The 18,039-nt window shown below is 71.5% G+C and carries 16 protein-coding genes; 14 read left to right on the forward strand and 2 right to left on the reverse strand.

The features are described from left to right. Nucleotides 1-54: 54 nt before the first annotated feature. The 14 genes from ACZ46W_RS27330 to ACZ46W_RS27395 all read left to right on the forward strand — a co-directional run bounded on the left by ACZ46W_RS27330 (nucleotide 55) and on the right by ACZ46W_RS27395 (nucleotide 13,897). Nucleotides 55-1,122, forward strand: a complete 1,068-nt coding sequence (locus ACZ46W_RS27330; RefSeq protein WP_468342715.1) for an ROK family transcriptional regulator — start codon at nucleotides 55-57, stop codon at nucleotides 1,120-1,122. Between the two features lie 259 nt (nucleotides 1,123-1,381). Next, a complete protein-coding gene (locus ACZ46W_RS27335) occupies nucleotides 1,382-2,125 on the forward strand; it encodes a hypothetical protein (RefSeq protein WP_468342718.1) in 744 nt (247 codons plus the stop codon). Nucleotides 2,126-2,199: 74 nt separating this feature from the next. Beyond that, complete coding sequence (locus tag ACZ46W_RS27340) at nucleotides 2,200-2,970, forward strand: GntR family transcriptional regulator (protein ID WP_468343397.1); 771 nt, start codon at nucleotides 2,200-2,202, stop codon at nucleotides 2,968-2,970. A gap of 88 nt (nucleotides 2,971-3,058) precedes the next feature. Beyond that, nucleotides 3,059-4,171: a TIGR03364 family FAD-dependent oxidoreductase gene (locus ACZ46W_RS27345; RefSeq protein ID WP_468342721.1), complete on the forward strand. Its 1,113-nt coding sequence runs from the start codon at nucleotides 3,059-3,061 to the stop codon at nucleotides 4,169-4,171. A 2-nt stretch (nucleotides 4,172-4,173) separates the two neighbouring features. Then, nucleotides 4,174-4,857, forward strand: a complete 684-nt coding sequence (locus ACZ46W_RS27350) for a phosphonatase-like hydrolase (RefSeq protein WP_468342724.1) — start codon at nucleotides 4,174-4,176, stop codon at nucleotides 4,855-4,857. Further along, nucleotides 4,854-5,900, forward strand: a complete 1,047-nt coding sequence (locus ACZ46W_RS27355) for an ABC transporter ATP-binding protein (protein ID WP_468342727.1) — start codon at nucleotides 4,854-4,856, stop codon at nucleotides 5,898-5,900. The genes ACZ46W_RS27350 and ACZ46W_RS27355 overlap by 4 nt, the downstream gene beginning before the upstream one ends. Continuing rightward, entirely contained in the window at nucleotides 5,897-6,739 is an 843-nt protein-coding gene (locus tag ACZ46W_RS27360; protein WP_468342730.1) for a 2-aminoethylphosphonate ABC transporter permease subunit, read from the forward strand. The genes ACZ46W_RS27355 and ACZ46W_RS27360 overlap by 4 nt, the downstream gene beginning before the upstream one ends. Next, nucleotides 6,720-7,517, forward strand: a complete 798-nt coding sequence (locus ACZ46W_RS27365; protein WP_468342733.1) for an ABC transporter permease — start codon at nucleotides 6,720-6,722, stop codon at nucleotides 7,515-7,517. Before ACZ46W_RS27360 ends, ACZ46W_RS27365 begins: the two co-directional genes overlap by 20 nt. A 14-nt stretch (nucleotides 7,518-7,531) precedes the next feature. Beyond that, nucleotides 7,532-8,593 (forward strand): 2-aminoethylphosphonate ABC transporter substrate-binding protein, encoded by a 1,062-nt coding sequence (locus tag ACZ46W_RS27370; protein ID WP_468342736.1) that lies wholly within the window; start codon nucleotides 7,532-7,534, stop codon nucleotides 8,591-8,593. Between the two features lie 137 nt (nucleotides 8,594-8,730). Continuing rightward, a complete protein-coding gene (locus tag ACZ46W_RS27375) occupies nucleotides 8,731-10,254 on the forward strand; it encodes an alkaline phosphatase family protein (protein ID WP_468342739.1) in 1,524 nt (507 codons plus the stop codon). Between the two features lie 81 nt (nucleotides 10,255-10,335). After that, the gene (locus tag ACZ46W_RS27380; protein WP_468342742.1) at nucleotides 10,336-11,115 is read left to right on the forward strand and encodes an HAD-IIA family hydrolase; all 780 of its coding nucleotides are present in this window, start codon (nucleotides 10,336-10,338) and stop codon (nucleotides 11,113-11,115) included. A 125-nt stretch (nucleotides 11,116-11,240) separates the two neighbouring features. Continuing rightward, nucleotides 11,241-11,828: a hypothetical protein gene (locus ACZ46W_RS27385; RefSeq protein ID WP_468342745.1), complete on the forward strand. Its 588-nt coding sequence runs from the start codon at nucleotides 11,241-11,243 to the stop codon at nucleotides 11,826-11,828. Further along, nucleotides 11,825-12,493 (forward strand): class F sortase, encoded by a 669-nt coding sequence (locus ACZ46W_RS27390; protein ID WP_468343400.1) that lies wholly within the window; start codon nucleotides 11,825-11,827, stop codon nucleotides 12,491-12,493. The genes ACZ46W_RS27385 and ACZ46W_RS27390 overlap by 4 nt, the downstream gene beginning before the upstream one ends. 375 nt (nucleotides 12,494-12,868) lie before the next feature. Continuing rightward, nucleotides 12,869-13,897, forward strand: a complete 1,029-nt coding sequence (locus ACZ46W_RS27395) for a glycoside hydrolase family 6 protein (RefSeq protein ID WP_468342748.1) — start codon at nucleotides 12,869-12,871, stop codon at nucleotides 13,895-13,897. A 60-nt stretch (nucleotides 13,898-13,957) separates the two neighbouring features. Here the strand turns inward: ACZ46W_RS27395 and glxA are convergent, their stop codons facing one another. Beyond that, nucleotides 13,958-15,910, reverse strand: a complete 1,953-nt coding sequence (gene glxA / locus ACZ46W_RS27400) for a radical copper oxidase GlxA (protein ID WP_468342751.1) — start codon at nucleotides 15,908-15,910, stop codon at nucleotides 13,958-13,960. Next, nucleotides 15,907-17,832 (reverse strand): glycosyltransferase family 2 protein, encoded by a 1,926-nt coding sequence (locus ACZ46W_RS27405; protein WP_468342754.1) that lies wholly within the window; start codon nucleotides 17,830-17,832, stop codon nucleotides 15,907-15,909. The genes glxA and ACZ46W_RS27405 overlap by 4 nt, the downstream gene beginning before the upstream one ends. Nucleotides 17,833-18,039 lie beyond the last annotated feature (207 nt).

Raw genomic sequence — 18,039 nt, forward strand, 5'->3', positions numbered from 1 at the left:
ACGCCACTTAAGCAACGCTGTTGCCAAAGTGCAAGCGGGCGCGACAATGGGACGGTGAACAGCGATACGGGTGTGAACCTGCCGGCCCTCCGCAGCCACAACGCCGCGCTGGTGCTCGACCTGCTGCGCACGGCGGGCGAGGACGGGGCCAGCCGGCTGGAACTCGCCGAGCGGACCGGGCTCACCCCCCAGGCGGTCAGCAAGATCACCGGCAGGCTGCGCGACGAGGGGCTCGCCGTCGACGCGGGGCGGCGCGCCTCCACGGGCGGCAAGCCGCGCACCGTCCTGCGCCTGGCGCCCGGCGCCGCCCACGCCGTGGGCCTGTACCTGGACCGCGACGAGCTCACCGCGGTCCTCGTCGACCTGTCGGGCGCCGTCGTCACGGCGAGCGTCGTCCCGCTGGACCTGGGATGGGGAGCCGAGGTCGTCATGGACGTGGTGGCGGGGGAGGTCGCCGCGCTCGCCACGCGAACCGTCCTCGGCGTCGGCGTCGCCATGCCGGGGCCGCTCGACCACGCGGCGGGCGTACCGCACCGGGTGACCGGCTTTCCCGAGTGGGACGGCTTCCCGCTGCGCGACGAGCTCGCCCGGCGGCTCGGGCTGCCCGTGGTGCTCGACAAGGACACGAACACGGCGGCGCTCAGCCTCGCGCTGAACGGGGTGGGCGGGGACTCGTTCGCGTACCTCCACCTCGGTACGGGGCTGGGCGCGGGCCTCGTCCTCGGCGGCGCGGTGTACCGGGGCGCGCGGACGGGGGCGGGGGAGTTCGGGCACCAGACCATCCAGTTGGACGGTCCCGTGTGCGGGTGCGGCGGGTACGGGTGCCTGGAGGCGCTGTGCCTGGCCGCCGTCGCGCGGGGCGACCTGGCGGAGGCGGCCAGGGTGCTGGGCGCGGGGGCGGCGAACCTGGTCAAGCTGCTGGACATCGACCGTGTCCTGCTCGGTGGCCGGGTGGTGACCGGCGCGGTGGAGCCGTTCCTGCGCGGCGTGCGCGCCGTACTGGAGGAGCGCGCCCGGCGCGGGGGCGACGCCGCGGTGCCCGTGTCCCTCGCGGAGGGCTCGGCCCACCCGGTGGCGGAGGGCGCGGCGCAGTTGATCCTGGCGCCGGTGTTCGGGCGGTAGGGCGCCGGCCGTGGGGTGAACGAGGGCAGGGGCGCCGGCCGTGGGGTGACCGAGGGCAGGGGCGCCGGCCGTGGGGTGACCGAGGGCAGGGGCGCCGGCCGTGGGGTGACCGAGGGCAGGGGCCTCAGCGGGCCGATGCGCCGTTCGGGGGCATCCGCGCCGCCGTACGGCGGGATGTCGCCGTTCCGCCGGTGTGTCGACGGGCTCGTGGGGGACGTTCTCGGCGTACGACCGTCCACGCCGCCGCCAAAGGTCCGCCATGCGACTGCGCAACGTCACCGCCCTCGGCGCCACCGTCGCCGTCGCCGTACTCGGGCTCACCGCGGCCGCACCGGCCGACGGCACCGGCACCGGGGCGTTCGAAGCCGCGGCCCCCGACCGGCAGCCGACGTGCGGCAACCCCTCCTCCGCCGACTTCCCGATCCGTACCCGCATCAGCGGCGGACCCCCCGCCTACCGCCCCGGCGGCGGCTTCCACACCTGGACCGTCCAGCTCACCAACACCACCAGCGAGCCCTGCGGCAACATCCACCCCGTGATCGTCTTCACCGACCGTGCCCGCGCGCTGAAGCCGGGCCAGATCCAGCTCGAGTTCTACGAGGACGGTGGCCGCCAGTACCCCGTCACCATCGAGGAGACCGACGAGAGCGAACTCGTCGGCGTCCTGGACGACGGTGGCGACCGCTTCCGTGGCTTCGCCGTCCCGCCCGGCCGGACCGTCACCGTGCCCGTCCGGCTCGCCTTCACCTCCGACGCCCGGCCCGACGCGGTCACCGCCAACGCCGCGATCGTCCAGCGGCGCGGCGGCGACGGCGACTGGGTGGGCGAGTCGGCCGACTACCGGTTCACCCTCGTGGACGAGGAGCCCGCCAGCGAGTTCGCCGAGGAACTGCCCAGGACCGGCCGGAACGTCCTGATCGTCGCCGGGGCCTCCGCCCTCGCCTTCCTCCTCGGCGCCGCGACGCTCTCCCTGGCCGGGTGGCTGCGCGGCCGCAAGGGCTGACCGGCCAGCGAGAGCGTCCCGCCCGTCCCCCCGTCCGTTCACGTACGTCTGCGACCATCCCGTCCGTGGACAACGTGGACTACCCGAACGGCCAGGCACCTGGCGCACCCGTCCGATCCGGCATCCCGGAGCACGGCCGCATCCCGAAGTACTACGCGGTCAAGGCCCATGTCGCGGCGCTCATCGACGAGTTGGGCGAGGGGCGGGCGCTGCCCGCCGAGCGGGACCTCGCCGTGCGGTACGAGGTCTCCCGCGAGACCGTACGCCAGGCCCTGCGCGAGCTGCTGCTCGAAGGCCGGCTGCGCCGCCAGGGGCGCGGCACGGTCGTCGCCGGGCCCAAGCTGGAGCAGCCGCTGTCGCTGGCCAGCTACACCGAGGGCGTACGCCGCCAGGGCCGCCGCCCCGGCCGTAACCTCGTCACCCTCGACCGCTTCCCCTGCCCCGCCGCGCTCGCCGCCGACCTGGGCACCGAGCCCGGTGAGCCCGTCTGGCACATGGAGCGGGTGCTGCTCGCCGACGACGAGCGCGTCGGCCTGGAGAGCACGTACGTCACCGAGGCCCGGGTCCCGCGCCTGGACGCCGACTTCGACCCCGACTCGTCCTTCTACGCCCACCTCCGCGAACGGCTCGGGATCGAGTTCGGCGACGCCGACGAGCGCATCGAGACCGTGCTGGCCACCCCGCGCGAGGCGCTGCTCATCGGCACCCCGCCCGCCCTGCCGATGCTGCTGCTGCACCGCCGCTCGCGGGACACGGCGGGCCGCCCGCTGGAGCGGGTGCGCACCCTCTACCGGGGCGACCGGTTCAGCTTCACGACGCACCTCGGGGAAGTAACGGATCGATAACGGGTCTAGGCCAAGCTTGAGGGGCCGTTCACCCTCCCGTCGCCGCCCCGACCCGTCGGCGCCACCCACCGCCACGACCGTTTCCGGCGTGAGAGTCATCGTCGTAGGAGCCGGCGTGGTGGGCACCATGCACGCCTGGCACGCAGTGGAACGCGGCCACGAGGTCGTACAGATCGAGCGCGAGAGCGAGGCCCGCGGCGCCTCACTCCGCAACTTCGGCCAGATCTGGGTGAGCGGCCGCGCCGGCGGCGAGGAGCTGGAAACGGCCCTGCGCGCCCGCGAGTTGTGGGAGGGCATCGGCGCCCGCGTCCCGGGGCTGGGCTTCCGGGCCATCGGCTCGCTCACCCCCGTCCGTACCGACCTGGAGCTGGCCGTCGCCGAAGCCGCGGTCGCCCGCCCCGACGCCGCCGCCCGCGGCTTCCGACTGGTCACCGCCGACGACGCCCGCGCCATGAACCCCGCCCTCCGCGGCGACTTCCGCGCCGCCCTGTGGTGCGAACGGGACGCGGCCGTCGAGCCCCGCACCGCCCAACTCGCCCTGAGGCAGGCCCTCAACGCCTCCGGGCGCTACACGTTCCTCCCCGGCCGCGAGGTCCGCGACGTCATCGGCGAGAACGCCGTACGCGACGACCACGGCGACGTCCACACCGGCGACGCCGTCGTCCTGTGCACGGGAGCGTGGCTCGGCGGGCTCGTCCGCGAGGTCGCCGGTGACATCCCCGTACGCCGCGTACGCCTCCAGATGATGCAGACCGACCCGCTCGGCGAGCCCCTGACCACCTCCGTCGCCGACGCCGACAGCTTCCGCTACTACCCGGCGTACGACTCCGCCGCCCTGGAGGCCGGGCAGGCCCAGGAGCCGGTCGCCGCCGCGCACAGGATGCAACTGCTGATGGTCCAGCGCCTCGACGGCGGGCTGACCATCGGCGACACCCACGAGTACGAGCACCCCTTCGCCTTCGACACCCTCGAAGACCCCTACGAGCACCTCACCCGGGTCGTCGAGTCCCTCCTCGGCCGCCCGCTGCCGCCCGTCCGCCGCCGCTGGGCCGGGGTGTACGCGCAGTGCACCGACCCCGGCCGCGTCGTCCACCGCCAGCGGGTGCGCGACCGCGTGTGGCTGGTGACCGGCCCCGGCGGACGCGGCATGACGTGCTCGCCCGCCATCGCCGAAACGACCGCGAACGAACTGGGATGGTGACCATGACGACCGACATGAAACTCGTCGTTCTCGACATGGCCGGTACCACCGTCGCCGACGGCGGCCTGGTCGAGGAGGCCTTCGCCGCGGCCGCCCGCGCGCTGGGCACCGAACCGGACGAGCACATGCTCGACCACGTCCGCGCCACCATGGGCGAGTCCAAGATCTCCGTCTTCCGCCACCTCTTCGGCGACGAACCCCGCGCGCAGCGGGCCAACACCGCCTTCGAGGAGGCGTACGGCAAGCTCGTCGCCGCCGGGCGGATCGCGCCCGTGCCGGGAGCCGCCGACGCCATCCGCGAACTGCGCGACCAGGGACGCACGGTGGTCCTGACGACCGGGTTCGCCCGCGTCACCCAGGACGCCATCCTCGGCGCGCTCGGCTGGCGCGACCTCGTCGGGCTGACCCTGTGCCCGGCCGACACCCCGGGCGGGCGCGGGCGCCCGTACCCCGACATGGTCCTCGCCGCCCTCCTCCGCACCGGCGCGGCGGACGGCGTCCAGGGCGTCGCGGTCGCCGGCGACACCGCGTACGACATGCTCAGCGGCGTACGCGCCGGGGCGCGGGTCGTCGCCGGGGTGCTGACCGGTGCGCACGACGCCGAGGCACTGCGGGGCGCGGGCGCCACGCACGTCCTCGGCTCGGTCGCCGAACTGCCGGGTCTCCTAGCCCGGGTGGAGTCATGACCAGCGGCATCCGCTTCGAGCAGGTCTCCGTCGCGTACGGCGAGAACGTCGTCCTCGACTCCCTCGACCTGACCGTCGGGCCCGGCGAGGTCATGGCGCTGCTCGGACCGTCCGGGTCGGGCAAGACCACCGCGCTGCGCGCCGTCGCCGGGTTCGTACGCCCGGTGTCGGGGCGGGTGTTCATCGGCGACCGTGACGTGACCGCGCTGCCGCCGCACCGGCGTGGCATCGGGATGGTCGTCCAGAGCTACGCGCTGTTCCCGCACATGCGGGTGGCGGACAACGTGGCGTTCGGACTGCGCGCCCGGAAGACGCCGAAGGGCGAGATCCCGGGCCGGGTCGCCGAGGCGCTGGAGCTGACCGGCATGGCCGCGTACGCCAGGCGCTACCCGCGCGAGCTGTCCGGCGGCCAGCAGCAGCGCGTCGCCATCGCGCGGGCGCTCGCCATCCGGCCGGGCGTCCTGCTGCTGGACGAGCCACTGTCCGCGCTCGACGCGCAACTGCGCTCCGGGATGCTCGCCGAACTGGCCCGGCTGCACCGCGAACTGCCCGACGTGTCCATCCTGTACGTCACCCACGACCAGGTCGAGGCCCTCACGCTCGCCGACCGGATCGCCGTCATGGACCGGGCGCGGCTGCGGGACTGCGGCACGCCGCGGGAGCTGTACCGGCGGCCGCGTACGCGGTTCACGGCGTCGTTCGTCGGCAACGCGAACCTCCTGCCGGTGACGGTCACCGGTGACGGGGTCGCCTTCGCGGGCCGCGAGCTGAAGGTGCCGGTGCCGGAGGGCGTGACGGGGAACGCCACCCTGTGCGTCCGCCCGCACCTCATCGGGCTCGGCGACGGCCCGAACGCGTTGCGCGGCACGCTCGCCGAGGTCCAGTGGCGGGGCGCCACGCACCGGCTGTACGCCGAGGTCGACGGCCACCGGGTGATGGCCGACCTCCGTGAGCTGCGCGACCCGCCACGCCTGGGCGCCGACGTGACGCTGCACTTCGCCCCGGACGACGCGGTGCTGCTGGGAGCGGAGGTGACGGAGTGAGCGCGCCGGTGTCCGTGGGCGCGCCCGCGAGTCGCGCCGTACCCCCCTGGGTCTGGGCCCTCCCGCCCGTCGCCGTCCTCGGGCTCGTGTTCCTCTACCCGCTCGGGCTGGTCGTGCGCGAGTCCCTCGCCCCCGGGGCGTACGGGGACGTCTTCGCGTCCGAGGCGTTCAGGGACGCACTGGTCACGACCGTGTGGCTGGCGGGCGGGGCGACCGTCGGGTGCCTGGTGCTCGGGTTCGCGCTGGCGCTCGTCATCGCGTTCGTGCCGTTTCCCGGCGGGAAGGCGGTGGCCCGGTTCATCGACGTGTTCCTCTCCTTCCCCTCCTTCCTCATCACGCTCGCGCTCCTCTTCGTCTACGGCACCGTCGGCATGGCCAACGGCCTGTGGACGGACGTCACGGGCGCGGCCGAGGGGCCGTTCCGGTTCCTGACGACGCCGTGGGGCGTGCTGCTCGCCGAGATCACGTACTTCACGCCCTTCGTGATGCGCCCGCTGCTCGCCGCGTTCTCCCAGCTCGACACCGCGCAGTTGGAGGTGGCGTCCTCGCTGGGCGCCGGTCCCGGGCGGATCGTCCGGCGGGTGATCCTGCCCGAGGCGCTGCCCGCCCTCGCGGCGGGCGGGAGCCTCGTCCTCGTCATGTGCCTCAACGAGTTCGGCATCGTGCTGTTCACCGGCGCCAAGGGCGTGACGACCCTGCCGATGCTCGTCTACGGCAAGGCGATCCTCGAATCCGACTATCCGGCCGCGTGCGTCGTCGCGGTCGTCAACATCGCGATCTCCGTGGGGCTGTACGCCCTGTACCGGGTGGTGAGCCGTCGTGCTGGTGCACAGCGCTAAGGGCAGGTGGGCCGCCTGGGCCCTCTTCGCCGTCCTGTTCCTGCCGCTCTTCGCGGTCCCCCTGCTCGTCATCCTCGCCGCGTCGTTCTCGACGAACTGGTCCGGCGCCCTGCCCTCCGGCCCGACCGCCGAGCACTACGCCGCCGCCGTGCGCGGCGAGTCCCTCCAGGCGCTGACCACCAGCCTGGTCACCGCCGTCACGGCGAGCCTCCTCGCGCTCGTCGTCGGCACGTGGGCCGCCCTCGCCGCGCAGTCCCTGAAGGGGCGCGGGCGGCGGACGCTGGACGCGCTGTTCATGCTGCCCGTCGCCGTCCCGTCCGTCGTGGTCGGCCTCGCCGTCCTCGTGGCGTTCTCCCAGCCGCCGTTCCTCCTCAACGGCACCCGCTGGATCGTGATCCTCGCCCACACCGTGCTGGTCACGGCCTTCGCGTACCAGTCCGTCTCGGCGGCCCTGGTCCGCCTGGACCCGATGTACGAGCAGGCCGCCGCCGGCCTCGGCGCCCGGCCCGTCCGGGTACTCCTCCGGGTCAAGCTCCCGCTCCTGCTGCCGTCCCTGAACGCGGCCGCCGGGCTCTGCTTCGCCCTGTCCATGGGCGAGCTGAGCGCCACGATGATGCTCTACCCCCCGGACTGGCTGCCGCTGCCGGTGCTGATCTTCACCGCCACGGACCGGGGCTCCCTGTTCACCGGCTCGGCCATCGCGGTCGTCCTCATGGCGACGACCCTGCTCGTCCTGCTGGCCGTCTCCCGCATCCGTACCCGCGCTTCCCACCGCTAGGAGAGAACGACGTCATGCTTAAGCACGCCACCAGGCCGCTCGCCGCCCTCGCCGGCAGCCTCCTCCTCGCCGCCGGCCTCACCGCCTGCGGCGGGTCCCCCGCCGCCTCCGACGAGAAGGTCGTCACCGTCTACAGCGCCGACGGCCTCAAGGGCGAGAAGGGCGACGGCTGGTACGACCGGGTCTTCGAGGACTTCGAGAAGCAGACCGGCATCAGGGTCGAGTACGTCGAGGGCGGCTCCGGCGAGATGGTGCAGCGCGCCCTGCGCGAGAAGCGCAACACCCAGGCCGACGTCATCGTCACCCTCCCGCCCTTCATCCAGCAGGCCGGCTCCAAGGGCCTGCTCCAGCCGTACGAGCCGAAGGGCTCCGACCAGGTGAGCGGCGCCGACAAGGCGGCCGACGGCACCTGGACGTCCGTCGTCAACAACTACTTCGGGTTCGTCCACAACAAGAAGGAACTCCCCAAGGCCCCCACCACCTGGGAGGAGCTCCTCGATCCGAAGTACGAGAACAAGCTCCAGTACTCGACCCCCGGTGTCGCGGGCGACGGCACCGCCGTCGTCATCAAGGCCATGCACGACTTCGGCGGCCAGAAGCCGGCCATGGAGTTCCTGAAGAAGCTCCAGGCCAACAACGTCGGCCCGTCCTCCTCCACCTCCAAGCTCGCCCCCAAGGTCGACAAGGGCGAGCTGCTCGTCGCCAATGGTGACGTCCAGATGAACTTCGCCCAAGCCAGGTCCATGCCGAACCTCGGCATCTGGTTCCCGGCCCGGCAGGGCGGGAAGCCCACCACCTTCGCCCTCCCGTACGCCGCCGGGCTCGTCAAGGACGCCCCGCACGCCGACAACGGCAAGAAGCTCCTCGACTTCATGCTCAGCGAGCAGGCGCAGCGACAGGTCAGCGCCATCGGCGGCGGCTTCCCCGCCCGCGCCGACGTCAAGCCCACCGACGCCAACGCCATCGAGCTGGCCGGGCTGATGGAGGGCGTCGACATCTTCGAACCGGACTGGGCGGACATCGACAAGAACCTGACGTCGTACGTCGACGCGTGGAAGAGCGCAACGGGCAGCTAGCCAACGCGAAGCCAATAGTTCACCGCACGTACCTGGTGCCCCGCGAAAGGTAGCGGAAAGATAACGGGTACGGACCAACGCCCCTGGAAAACCAGGGGCGTTGGCGTGTACGCCGACCCTTCGATGGAGGTTTCCCGATGCCGAACGGCATGTCCCGCCGTACCGTGCTCGTAGCAGCGGCCGGAGCCGCTACGGCGGCAGTGGCCGCCGCCCCGGCCGTCGCCGCGCCCACCCTCCCCAACGGCACCAGCAGCGACAAGGTGCTCGTCGTCGGGATGGACGGGCTGCGCCACGACAGGATCGACGCGGCCAACGCCCCGCACCTGAAGTCGATGATGAGAGACGGCACCTACGGCCTGTCCCTGCTGTACGCCAACCCCATGGCCGCCACCTCCTCCGGCCCCGGCTGGTCGACCATCTCCACCGGCGTCTGGCCCGACAAGCACGGCGTCAGGGACAACACCTTCACCGGCAAGAACTACGGCACCTACCCCGGCTTCCTGGCCCGCCTCGCCCAGGTGCGGCCCGAGCTGTCCACCTACGCCGCCGTCGACTGGAAGCCGCTGGACACCCAGGGCACCGTCACCCCCGGCGCCGACGCCAAGCTGGTCCTCGACGGCGACCGGGACGGGTACGTCGCCCACGACGCCACCATCACCGCCGAGACCGAGTCGATCCTGCGCGACCAGAACCCCGACGTCCTGTTCGTCTACCTCGGCAACACCGACGTGGTCGCGCACGCGAACGGCACCGGACAGAAGTACCTGGACGCCATCGCCGTCCAGGACGCCCAGCTCGGCCGGATGCTCGCCGCCATCAAGGCCCGCCCCTCCTACGCCACCGAGCGCTGGACCGTCATCGTCGCCACCGACCACGGCCACGTCGACGCGGGCGGCCACGGCGGCAGCTCCATCGAGGAGCGGCGCACCTTCGTCCTCGCCACCGGGCCCGGCATAGCGGCCGGCGCGCGACCCCTCGACACCCGGCTCGTCGACGTCGCCGCCACCGTGTTCCACCAGCTCGGCATCGCCCCCGACCCCTCCTGGGGCCTGGACGGCAAGCCCATCCAGCAGCGCTCCGCCGACCCCTTCGACACCCTCCAGTCCTCCCTCACCCAGCGGGTCGACGAGACCGGCATCCCCGCCGGGGTCCTGGGCTTCACCCACACCCCGCCCAGCGGCTGGTCCGTCATCAACAACGCCATGGGCACGGGCGGCATGACCGAGTGGCGCGGCTGGTCCTTCGCCACCGACGAGTTCTGGTCCCGTACCCAGCGCGACCAGCAGCGTGAGCTCAACGTCCGGGCGCGGGGCGTCTTCGCGGTCGCCGACTCCGACGAGTGGGCGGACAAGTCCTTCTCCGGTACGTACGACTCGACCCTGGTCACCCCCGCGTACGGCGTCACCGGCAAGGCGAAGGTCACGCTGGACTTCACCACGCTCTACCGGCAGGAGGGCAGCCAGACCGCCGAAGTCCTGGCCTCCTTCAACGGCGGAGCGCCGACCCTCGTCAAGAGCTACACCTCCGACGTCGTCTCCAAGCCGCAGTCGCTGACCGTCGCCGTCCCCTCCGGGGCCTCCAGCGTCAGCTTCCGGTTCCGCTACACCGGGTCCAACAACTGGTACTGGACCATCGACGGGGTCAAGGTCACGGCTTCCTGATTAGGCTGGGGGCGTCGCCACAGCGCTGTCGCGGCGTCCCCAGCACGCATGCATGAACCTGTACGGCAGGAGTCCCGCCCCATGGCAGAGCGCAAGCCGATCGAATCCTGGCTCACCGACATGGACGGCGTCCTCATCCACGAGGGCGTCCCCATCCCCGGCGCCGACGCCTTCATCAAGAAGCTGCGGGATGCGGAGCGGCCCTTCCTGGTCCTCACCAACAACTCCATCTACACCGCCCGCGACCTGCACGCCCGCCTCGCCCGCATGGGCCTGGACGTGCCCGTCGAGAACATCTGGACCTCCGCCCTGGCCACCGCCCAGTTCCTGGACGACCAGCGGCCCGGCGGCACGGCGTACGTCATCGGCGAGGCGGGGCTCACCACCGCGCTGCACGACATCGGCTACATCCTCACCGACCACGACCCCGACTACGTGGTGCTCGGCGAGACCCGCACCTACAGCTTCGAGTCCCTCACCAAGGCGATCCGGCTGATCAACGGCGGGGCCAGGTTCATCTGCACCAACCCCGACGAGACCGGCCCGTCCGCCGAGGGCCCGCTGCCCGCCACCGGCTCCGTCGCCGCGCTGATCACCAAGGCCACCGGCAAGGACCCGTACTTCGCGGGCAAGCCCAACCCGCTGATGATGCGCACCGGCCTGAACGCCATCGGCGCCCACTCCGAGACCAGCGCCATGATCGGCGACCGGATGGACACCGACGTGCTGGCCGGGCTGGAAGCGGGTATGGAGACGTTCCTGGTCCTGACGGGGCTCACCACCCCCGCCGACGTGGACCGCTACCCGTTCCGCCCCTCCAAGGTCGTCGACTCGATCGCCGATCTGGTCGATCGCATCTGACCCTTCTCCGGGCCGATCAGCCCAGGTCAGCGGCGCCCGACCGGGTGAAAGACCGGGTGAAAGCCGCCCCCCTGCGGATGCGGAAACCGCCGAACGGGGTGAATCTTCAGTGCAGGAGGTTCACGATGCGTTCAGCTCTGTTTGCTCTCCGTGCCGCGGGGGCGGCCGGCGCCCTCGTCCTGTCGGCCACGGCAGCCGCGTACGCCGGTGACGGCGATGAGCACCGGGACGGCGAGAAGCACCGGGAGAAGGTGACGGCCCTGGTCGTCCCGGCCACCGTCAAGCCCGGCGGCGACGTGGACATCCAGGTCCACGGCTGCCACGGCAAGCACGGCTCGGTCAGGTCCAAGGCGTTCGTCGCGGAGTCCGAGCTGTCCGGCCGCGAAGGCAAGGGCGGGCCGCTGCACGGCGACACCACCGTCAAGTCGCACCTGGACCCCGGTACGTACTCGCTCACCGTCCACTGCGACGGGCGTGACCACCACGACGCCGGCAGCGTCCACGTCACCCACCACGCGCCGCCCAGCCCCGTCGCCCCGGTCAAGGCCGGCGGCGGAGGCACCGCGGCGCTCGCCGCCGACGCGCCCAGGGGCGTCGAGGAACACGGGCCCAGCACCCCGCACACCGTGATCGGTCTGGTGCTGGCGGGCGTCGCGGCCGTCGCCGTCGCGCTGCGCAGCACACGCCGCCGTCGCCGTACCCGCGCGGACTGACCGTGTCCACCGCACCGCACCCCGCCGGGCAGGGCCGGCTGCTCACCGGTGTGGCCTGGGCGCTGTTGCTGCTGGGCCTGTGGCTGTGGGGCAAGGACATCACGGCCGGCCCCGGCGGCCTGTCCGCTCCCACCACCGGTGACGTCGCCGCCGTCGGCCGCCCCCTGGGCGTGCCGCTGCCCCCGGCCCGCCCGCCGATGGCGCCCGCCGCGCCCGAGCGCCTGGAGGTCCCGTCGCTCGGGATCACCGCCCCGGTCGTCCCGCGCGCCCTGGACGAGGCGGGTGCGATAGACCCGCCCCCGTACGAGAGGGCGCAGACCGTCGGCTGGTTCGGCGACGGGGCGAAGCCGGGCACGGACGGCGCCGCGCTCTTCGTCGGCCATGTCGACACCGAGACGAAACCGGCCGTCTTCTACGGCCTGAGCTCCGCCCGCCCCGGCGAACGGATCACGGTGAAGCGGACGGACGGCTCGGTCGCCGAGTTCACCATCGACGACGTACAGGTCTTCGCCCGGCACGAGTTCGACCCGAAGAAGGCGTACGGGCAGCGGCAGCCCGGCCGGGCCGAGCTGCGCCTGATCACCTGCGGCGGCACCTTCGACCGCGCGTCCGGCGCCTACACGGCGAACGTCGTGGTCTCCGCGTACCTCACCGGAGGGACTTGACGCACCGGCGTGACGCGCCACCTGGCCCGGCCGACGGCCCTCCCCGGCTTTGCCGGGGACCCCCCATCCCCGGGCCGTCGACCGAGCCGGCCCTCGACCGCGTGAACCCGGGCTGCGGGAGAAGCCCGGCATCGGCGCGGGAGGTCGGGGATGGTCCGGCAGCTCCCGCTCACTGTAGAGCGCGGCACCGGCGGGTTCCAGAGGCCATCTGACACCATGTCGCGATCCCGTCGCCCTCGGTGGTGGGGCGCGCGGGGCCCGGGCGGCCGCCCTCGTGGCTTTCCGGACACCTGTGTCAGGATGGATTCGACCGGGTTGTCCGGGAGGGGACACCTGGGGGGTGGACCCGCACACAGTGCACCCAAGGGGGAGTGGATGTACGGCAGTTGCTCCGGGCGTGCCCGCGCGAGGGCGGCCGCGGTGGGGGCGGTGGGTGCCGCGGCGGCTTTGCTGCTGGCGGGCTGCACCTCCTCCGACGGCGGCGCGAAGCCCGAGGCCGTGCCCGGCGTGAGCCAGCAGCCGAAGTCGACCGACCCGTTCTGGGTCAACCCCGGCAGCAAGGCGGCGCAGCAGGTCGCGAGCTATCTGCGCGACGGCAAGAAGGACGACGCCGAACTCATCAAGAAGATCGCCTCCCAGCCGGTGGGCGAATGGGTCGGCTCGGAGCAGCCGGAGGAGGACGCCCGGGGCTTCACCGAGGCCGCCGCGAAGGCCGACCGGGACGCCGTGCTGGTCCTCTACAACATCCCGCACCGCGACTGCGGCCAGCACTCCGCTGGCGGCGCCGCCGACGGCAACGCGTACCGCGCGTGGCTGGACAAGGTCGCCAAGGGCATCGGCGACCGGCGCGCCACGGTGATCGTGGAACCGGACGCCGTGATGCACATGGTGGACGGCTGCACCGGCGGCGAGTACCACGAGGAGCGGTACGACCTGCTCAAGGGCGCCGTCAAGCGCCTGAAGGAGCTCCCGAACACCAAGGTGTACCTGGACGCGGGGAACGCCGGCTGGGGCAAGCCGGACCAGATCTTCGAGCCGTTGCAGCGGGCGGGCGTCGGCGAGGCCGACGGCTTCGCGGTGAACGTGGCCAACTTCCAGACCACCGAGGCCAGCAAGGAGTACGGCAAGAAGGTCTCGGCGAAGGTCGGGAACAAGCCGTTCGTCATCGACACCAGCCGCAACGGCAACGGCCCCTACACCGGCGGCGACCCGGCCGAGAACTGGTGCAACCCCCCGGGCCGCGCCCTCGGTGAGACGCCCACCACCAACACCGGCGACCCGCTGGTCGACGCGTACCTGTGGATCAAGCGCCCGGGCGAGTCCGACGGCGACTGCAAGGGCGGCCCGAAGGCGGGCGACTGGTTCCCGGAGTACGCCCTCGAACTGGCCCGCAACAGCAAGTAGGACGACGGACGCGAGAAGGGGCGCCCCCGCCGGGGGCGCCCCTTCTTCGCATGCGTGGCCCTACGGGACCTCGACCCACACCGCCTCGGACGGCGTGCCCTTGTCGTCGGTGACGAAGAGCATGTACCAGCCGGACGGGACCAGGGAGCGGTTCTTCGGCACGGTGACCTCGATGCCCTTGGCCGTCTTCTTCATCTCCAGGGCGATCGAGCGCTGGTCGACGTCCGTGACGTGCGTGACGGCGCTCGGCCGCATCAGCTTGGCCGTCTTGATCTTCGCGGCGTCCGGGGTCTCGAAGACCCCGCTGTCACCGCGCTCGATCGTCTTGGGGCCACCGGTGATCCTGGGCTTGGAGTCCCGGAAGAGATAGGGCGGGGTGTAGATCTCGATGCGCTGCTCGAAGACGCCCGGCTTGGTGTTGGCCTTGTCGGCGAAGAGCGAGTCCGAGCCGAAGATCATCACACGGCCGTCGGGCAGCAGCACCGAACCGGAGTGGTAGTTGCGCCCCACCCGTGGGTCGGCGACGCGCGTGTACTGCCCGGTCTTCGGGTCGTACGTCCGCGCCTCCAGCACGTTGGAGTCGCTGCGGCCCCGGTAGTCCTCCGACCCGCCGGTGACCAGGACGGTGTCGTCCGGCATCAGCGAGGCGCTCGGGTAGCGGGTGCCCTTGTCGAGGGACGCGCCGTCCTTGAAGCGGGGGTTGGGGTCCTTCAGGTCGACCAGCCGGGACTTCTCGCTGGACTCCTGGGACTCGCCGACCCCGCCGCCGCCGATGACCATGAACCGCTGGTCCTGCGCGGGCGGCAGCATGACCGTCGCGGACGTCTCCATCTTGTCCGCGTCGCTCAGTCCGGGGATCTTGTCGAACTTGTTGGTCTCCAGGTCCCAGACGCCCGGGTCACGGCCGACGTCGGCGGGCCCGTACCCGGCGTTGGAGCCGGAGTAGAACAGCTTGCCGTTGTCCATCAGGAAGATCGCCGGGTACGTCGGGAAGCGGCGCTCGATCCCGGTGTACTCCCACGTCCTGGTCTTCGGGTCGTAGATCTCGTCCTTGCCGGGGACGATCTGCCCGATCTCGTCCAGCCCGGAGAGGGCGAGGACCTTGCCGTCCTTGAGCGTGGTCAGCGTCGGGTACCAGCGCGCCTCGTTCATCGGGTCGACCTTGATGTACTTCTCGGCGAGCGGGTCGAACTCGAAGGCGTCCCTGATGCCCTGGAAGTCCTTCTTGTCGAGGGCGAGCTTCTGCGCCATGCCGTAGACGTTGCGGGCGTCCTTGCCCTTGAGGCCCTCGACCTTGTAGTTGTCCTCGGTGCCGGTCTCGAACTCCTTGCCGGACTCCTCGGCCTCGACGTAGATCCGGCCCAGGCCCGGCTGGGTGCGCAGGAAGCGGCCGGTGGCCTTGTCGAAGACCTTCTCGGCCTTCTCCACCAGGATCGGGTCCTTGGAGACGAACGTCTTGCCGTTGGCCTTGCCGGTGAACTTCGTCCCGGCGGGCAGCGTGATCGGCTTGTCCGGGTCCTCGTTGTGGACGATCATCAGGCCGCCGGCCTTGGTGACGTCACCCTTGAGCTTCTCGTAGCGCTTGGTGCCGCCGGCGATGAGCAGCTTCCCGTCGGGCAACTGCGTGTGCCCGGCGCAGAACATGTCCTTGGGGGTGGGGATCTTCTTGAACTTGTTCGTCTTCGGGTCCCACAGGACCGACTCGAACTTGTTCGCGTCGAAGTTCTTCTGGTTGTTGCCGGACCCCGCGACCAGCAGCACCTTGCCGGTGTGCAGCAGGGCCGCGTGGATGGTGTTGATCCGGAACTCGGAGGGGACGTCGAGGAAGTCCCAGTGGCCGTTGGCGGCTTTGTACTCCGGCTTGTTGATCGTGTACTCGTGGTACTGCTCCGAGCCGTACCGGTACAGGGCCGGTCCGTTGAACCCGGCGACCACAGCAACCACCGCCGTGCCTATCAGGATGCGACGGGCGCGGTTCCTCCGGTGGTTGGGCCGGACGGGCAGGCTGCTCATTTGTTACGTCCCCCAAGGGCGATCTGCATGGTGTCGTTCTGCTCGGCCAAGCTCGGCTTGGCCTGCGGCGCGTGGTCCACGGCCGGTGCGGGCGGATGCTGCTGTCCGCTCCGGTGCCGGTTGGGGCGCTTCTTCTCCTGGCGCAGCATGTACCGCCAGGCGAAGATCGGTGTCGCGGTGATCAGTGTGGCGAACGACGCCCAGATGATCATGGCGGGGTGGGAGTTCCCGAAGACGAAACCGGCGGCCATGGAGGCGCCGAAGATCCCGATGAAGTACCAGTGGTAGCGGAAGGTCGCGAACCACCGGTCCGGGCTCGCCGAGTCGCCCTTGGGGGTGACCACGAACTTGCTCTTGCGGCGGAGGGCGGAGTCGAGCAGCGCCTTGGCGTAGAGGGGCGCGGACAGCGCGGACATCACCATGCCGGCCACACCGCCGGAGCCCTCCGGCTCGTGCGGGGAGACGTTGTGCCGGCGGTTCCAGACGTACAGGCCGATCTGGAGCGCCGAGGCGTTGCCGTAGAGCATCAGCCACACGGTCGGGTCGATGTTCACACCCGAGGCGCCCAGGCCCAGGAACAGCGCGCAACTGAGGGCCGCGAGGATCCAGTTCAGGGCCGACATCGGGTAGAAGATGATCATCATCGTGTAGTTGAAGAGCTTGCTCGGCGGCAGCGAGTACCAGCCCTTCCAGTACTGCTTGAGGATCGTCTCGTACGTGCCCCGCGACCAGCGCATCTGCTGGGTGAAGAAGTCCGTCCAGGCGCTGGGGCCCTCGCCGACCGCGAGGACGTCCGGGGTGTAGACGGAGCGCCACTTGTTGCCCGTCGCCGGGTTCTTGTGGCGGTGGATCTCGAAGCCGGTCGCCATGTCCTCGGTGATCGAGTCGTACAGGCCGCCGATCTGCTTGAGCGCCTTGATGCGCACGGCGTTCGACGTGCCGACGAACATGGGCGCGCCGTAGCGGTTGCCCGCGCGCTGGATCAGCGCGTGGAAGAGGAACTGCTGCGACTCGGCGGCCTTGGTGACGAAGTTGTCGTAGTTGCCGTAGACCTGCGGGCCGATGACGAAGCCGACGTCCGGGTCCCGGAAGAAGCCGAGCATGCGCTCCAGGTAGTTCGGCAGCGGCACGTGGTCGGTGTCGACCGAGGCGAAGAAGTCGTACTTGTCTCCGTGCGCGTCCAGCCAGGCGTTGTAGTTGCCGTGCTTGGTCTTGGCGCGGTGGGGGCCGGAGGGCTGGTTCCACTTCGCGATGCCCTTGCGGGAGAAGTGGTGCACGCCCAGGCGCTCACAGACGGCCTTGACCTCGGGGTCGTTGCCCTCGTCGAGCAGCCAGACGTGCATCAGGCCGCGGTGCCGGATCCTGACGGCGGCCTCCAGCGTCTTCGTCACCATCTCCAGGGGTTCCTTGCCCGGAACGAAGGAGGTGAGGAAGGCGACCCGGGTGCCGGACTCCGGCACGACCGGGACCGGGTCACGGGCGACCAGCGTCGCGTGTGCGTTCGACAGGACGTTCATGCAGCGGAAGAACTCGATCAGGCCGATCGAGACGAGCATCACCATGTCGAGCGCGGGCAGCCAGTCGAAGGCCGGGTAGTCCCGCTCGGTCCAGTGCGAGGGCTGGAGCAGCCAGACCAGCAGCACCAGCGACAGCACCGGGGCGGCGGCCAGCATCAGGGCGATCCGGATGCGGTGCGGCTCCTGCGAGATCAGCGAGCGGTACTGCACCTTGTACGGCTTGTTCGCGTCCGGCTGGGTGAGGGGACCGGCGAGCCTGCTGTAGTGCTCGTAGTCGTAGCGGGGCAGCGGCTTCGCGGCGGCGCGCTGCCGGGGCCCGCCGGTCCGGAGCTGCGGGGGTACCCGGAGCTGGGTGGTCCTGGACGGGTCGTTGTCCTGCCGGGCGCCGGTCGGCGTCGACGTCATGAGTCTTCCCCCCGCACGCATGCTGGCTGCGTGATTGGTCGTGTCGTTTCCGTCCGGAGCGCGCGGTCCCCCCTTGGACCGGCGTGTCCCGACGCACAAGTGGCAGGCCACCGTCCCTGTAGACAGAGAAAGACGACCTTCCGGTTGCATGATGCCTGCCACGGCATCCCGTCGTGAACGGGGCCCCCACCCCGCGGTTCCCGCAAC

The organism is Streptomyces sp. NPDC031064 (assembly GCF_055570965.1).

What these genes read in the sequence shown, in the direction of transcription:
- ACZ46W_RS27355 (WP_468342727.1), top strand. Translation starts at nt 4,854, where the DNA reads ATGACCAGCGGCATCCGCTTCGAGCAGGTCTCCGTCGCGTACGGCGAG.
- ACZ46W_RS27350 (WP_468342724.1), top strand. Translation starts at nt 4,174, where the DNA reads ATGACGACCGACATGAAACTCGTCGTTCTCGACATGGCCGGTACCACC.
- ACZ46W_RS27375 (WP_468342739.1), top strand. Translation starts at nt 8,731, where the DNA reads ATGCCGAACGGCATGTCCCGCCGTACCGTGCTCGTAGCAGCGGCCGGA.
- glxA (WP_468342751.1), bottom strand. Translation starts at nt 15,910, where the DNA reads ATGAGCAGCCTGCCCGTCCGGCCCAACCACCGGAGGAACCGCGCCCGT.
- ACZ46W_RS27395 (WP_468342748.1), top strand. Translation starts at nt 12,869, where the DNA reads ATGTACGGCAGTTGCTCCGGGCGTGCCCGCGCGAGGGCGGCCGCGGTG.
- ACZ46W_RS27380 (WP_468342742.1), top strand. Translation starts at nt 10,336, where the DNA reads ATGGCAGAGCGCAAGCCGATCGAATCCTGGCTCACCGACATGGACGGC.
- ACZ46W_RS27370 (WP_468342736.1), top strand. Translation starts at nt 7,532, where the DNA reads ATGCTTAAGCACGCCACCAGGCCGCTCGCCGCCCTCGCCGGCAGCCTC.
- ACZ46W_RS27405 (WP_468342754.1), bottom strand. Translation starts at nt 17,832, where the DNA reads ATGACGTCGACGCCGACCGGCGCCCGGCAGGACAACGACCCGTCCAGG.
- ACZ46W_RS27385 (WP_468342745.1), top strand. Translation starts at nt 11,241, where the DNA reads ATGCGTTCAGCTCTGTTTGCTCTCCGTGCCGCGGGGGCGGCCGGCGCC.
- ACZ46W_RS27335 (WP_468342718.1), top strand. Translation starts at nt 1,382, where the DNA reads ATGCGACTGCGCAACGTCACCGCCCTCGGCGCCACCGTCGCCGTCGCC.